This is a genomic window from Rhodospirillales bacterium RIFCSPLOWO2_02_FULL_58_16, from assembly GCA_001830425.1.
Lineage (GTDB): Bacteria > Pseudomonadota > Alphaproteobacteria > Rhodospirillales > 2-02-FULL-58-16 > 2-02-FULL-58-16.
On the sequence record MIAA01000001.1, the window covers coordinates 74,378 to 77,517 of the forward strand.

General features: G+C 62.1%; 4 protein-coding genes and 2 pseudogenes (2 of these 6 running past the window's edge). 1 reads left to right on the forward strand and 5 read right to left on the reverse strand.

Features of this window, described 5'->3' with window-relative positions; translation table 11 throughout:
• Nucleotides 1–65: pseudogene (locus tag A3H92_13030) on the forward strand (hypothetical protein) (it extends 328 nt beyond the left edge of the window).
• On the opposite strand, the gene A3H92_13035 reads toward A3H92_13030, so the two are convergent.
• From A3H92_13035 to A3H92_13055, 5 genes and pseudogenes are all read right to left on the reverse strand, one after another.
• A complete protein-coding gene (locus tag A3H92_13035; GenBank protein OHC76521.1) occupies nucleotides 43–438 on the reverse strand; it encodes a protein TolR in 396 nt (131 codons plus the stop codon). The pseudogene A3H92_13030 and the gene A3H92_13035 sit on opposite strands and share 23 nt — an antisense overlap.
• Nucleotides 439–501: 63 nt before the next feature.
• Nucleotides 502–1,233, reverse strand: a complete 732-nt coding sequence (locus tag A3H92_13040) for a protein TolQ (protein OHC76585.1) — start codon at nucleotides 1,231–1,233, stop codon at nucleotides 502–504.
• Nucleotides 1,234–1,236: 3 nt separating this feature from the next.
• A complete protein-coding gene (locus A3H92_13045) occupies nucleotides 1,237–1,653 on the reverse strand; it encodes a tol-pal system-associated acyl-CoA thioesterase (protein ID OHC76522.1) in 417 nt (138 codons plus the stop codon).
• On the reverse strand, nucleotides 1,650–2,690 hold the full coding sequence (locus A3H92_13050; GenBank protein OHC76523.1) for a Holliday junction DNA helicase RuvB: 1,041 nt from the start codon (nucleotides 2,688–2,690) through the stop codon (nucleotides 1,650–1,652). Before A3H92_13050 ends, A3H92_13045 begins: the two co-directional genes overlap by 4 nt.
• Nucleotides 2,687–3,140 (reverse strand): annotated as a pseudogene (locus A3H92_13055) (Holliday junction DNA helicase RuvA); it runs 214 nt beyond the window's last position. Before A3H92_13055 ends, A3H92_13050 begins: the two are co-directional and overlap by 4 nt.

Sequence of the window (3,140 nt, forward strand, 5' to 3'; positions counted from 1 at the left end):
GAGCAACGCCGAAAAGAAGAAGCTGTTGCGCATTAACGCCGCCTACTTTCCTTTTTTCTTTTTGACAACGGCCTGCTCGGTCACCAGGGCCACCTTCTTGAAGCCGGCGGCGTTGACGACGCCCATCACCTGCATTACCCGCCCGTAGTCGATGGCCTTGTCGCCCCGGATGAAAATACGCAGGTCCGGGTTGTTGTTGGTGATGGCGTTCAGACGCGGGACCAGGGCGTCGATCTCGACCGGGGTTTCCTGAAGGTGGATGCTGCCGTCGGCTTTTATCGAAATAGCCAGCGGTTCGTCCTGTCCGGGAATCGCCGACGCCGCCGTCTTGGGCAAATCCACCGTCACCCCCACGGTAAGCAGCGGCGCCGCCACCATAAAGATGATCAGCAGCACGAGCATTATGTCGACCATGGGAGTGACGTTGATATCGCTCATCGGTCGGTGAGCGTTGCGTTGCGTGTAGCGGCGCGATCCGCCTTGCGATGAAAATGACATGGACTAACTCTTTTCATCCATCTGACGCGACAGGATGGCGGAGAACTCTCCGGCAAAACTGTCCAGCCGGGTGGCGTAGCGGTCCAGGTCCTTGGAAATCTTATTGTAGGCGACCACCGCCGGAATCGCCGCCAGCAGCCCCAGCGCCGTGGCGAACAAAGCCTCGGCGATGCCCGGCGCGACCACCACCAGCGAAGTGTTCTTGGACTGGGCGATAGCCTGGAAGCTGTTCATGATGCCCCATACCGTGCCGAACAGGCCGATGAACGGCGCCGTCGAGCCGGTGGTGGCGAGGAAGGTCAGGTGGCGCTCGGCGCGATCCATCTCGCGGGTCACGGTAATCTGCATGACCCGCTCGACCCGACCGCCGACGCCGACGCGCTTGTTGTCCATCGAACCGCTTGTCGCGCCTCCCGGAGTGCGCCGCCACTCGCGCATGGCGGCGACGAAAACCGCCGACATGGGATCACGCGGCTGTCCGGAGATGCGGTCATACAGATCATCCAGCGAACCGCCCGACCAAAAAGCGGTTTCGAAATTGGCGGCCCCGGCGTTCAGAAGGCGTATTCCCAGAATCTTCTGGAAGATGATCGCCCAACACCAGATCGACGCCAGCAACAAGACGGCGATAACCGATTTGACGATGGGGTCGGCCTTCAGGAACAGGGCCATTATGGAAAAATCCAGAGCGGTGGAGCCGCCGAGCGAAACGGCGTCAATTACGTTGTTTTCCATCATTCACACCTGTTCATTATTGATGTAATTATTAAACAAAAGCCTCAAATTTTCGGGCAAGCGGGCGGAGCTTCCCGCCAAAGTCATGCAGACAAGACGAATTTTCATCCGCGCTATATCTTCTCCGTCGCGGACCACCGTCTGGTCAAGATGCAGCGAAGCGCCGCCTATCTTAACGAGTCGGGTATGGACCGCCAGCATGTCGTCAAGACGGGCCGGTTTCAAGTAATCCGCCGAGCAGTGATGCACCGCCATGACGATGCCGTCGCTTTTCATGATCTTTGAATTTTCGGCGCCCAGATCGCGCAGCATCTCGGTGCGCGCCCGCTCGGCGAATTTGAGGTAGTTGGCGTAATAGACGATGCCGCCGGCGTCGGTGTCCTCGTAATAGACCCGTACGGGAAACACATGAGCGTTCATTCGTCGGCCTCCGCCGTCAAATTCAACTGTTCCGCCGATAACGGGGCCGCAAGGCCCAGATGAGCGTAAGCCCTAACCGCCAGGGCGCGTCCGCGCGGCGTCCGCATCAGCAACCCCTGCTGGATAAGGTAAGGCTCGATCACCTCCTCGATGGTGTCGCGCTGTTCGGACAACGCCGCCGCCAGCGTCTCCACCCCCACCGGGCCGCCGCCGTAGTTGTCGGCGATGCAGCGGAGATAGCGCCGATCCATGGCGTCCAGACCGCATTGGTCAACTTCAAGGCGATTGAGGGCTTTGTCGGCGGCCTCGGCATCGACTTCGGTAATGCCGTCAACGACGGCGAAGTCGCGCACCCGGCGCAGCAGCCGCCCGGCGACGCGGGGGGTGCCGCGCGAGCGCCTGGAAATTTCGGCGGCGCCTTCGGGTTTCAGATCAAGCCCCAGCAGACCGGCGCCCCTGGCGATGATCCGCTTCAGTTCCTCGGGGCTGTAGAAAACCATTCTCATGGGAATGCCGAAGCGTTCCCTCAGCGGGCCGGTGATCAGCCCGGTGCGGGTGGTGGCGCCGATCAGGGTAAACGGCGGCAGGTCGATGCGCACCGAGCGCGCCGCCGGCCCCCCGCCGATGATCAGGTCAAGCTGAAAGTCCTCCATCGCCGGATAGAGGATTTCCTCGACAGCCGGGTTAAGACGATGGATTTCGTCAATAAACAGAACGTCGCGGGGTTGCAGGTTGGTGAGGATCGCCGCCAAATCTCCGGCCTTGACGATGACCGGCCCCGAAGTGGCGCGATAGCCGACGCCCAGTTCGCGGGCGACGATATGAGCCAGAGTCGTCTTGCCCAGTCCCGGAGGCCCGTAGAACAGCGCGTGATCCATGGCCTCGCCGCGAGCGCGCGCCGCCTTGATGAAGACCTTGAGATTGCCGCGCACCTGCTCCTGGCCGATAAAATCGTCCAGCGTCAGCGGCCGCAGCGAGGACTCGATCCGGTCTTTTTCCGTCTGCTCGGGGGCTACCATGCGGTCGGCGTCATTCATCGCCTATGTTCTCCGGCGCCGAGTTCGGAAAGTCCGGCTCTGATCAAATCCTCGACGGCGGGCTGCGGACCCAGGCCGCCGCAGGCGCGGGCCAGCGCCGCATGCGCCTCGGAGACGCCGTAGCCGAGGTTGACCAGGGCCGAGACGGCGTCCGCCATGGCCCCGCCTATGGGCGCGGTCGCCGTTGCGCCGCCGATCCGCGCATGAGCGCCGAGAGCAATAGCGCCGGCTTTATCCTTGAGTTCGCTGATGATTCTGGTCGCCAGTTTAGGCCCGACGCCGGCGGCGCGGGTGACGGCGGCGCAGTCGCCTACGGCAATGGCGTCGGCCAATTCATTGGGGCCGAGCGCCGAAAGAATGGCCAGACTGACTTTTGCCCCCACCCCCTGCACCGTGGTCAGCAGCCTGAACCAGTCGCGTTCGCTTTCATCCATAAAGCCGTAGAGATGA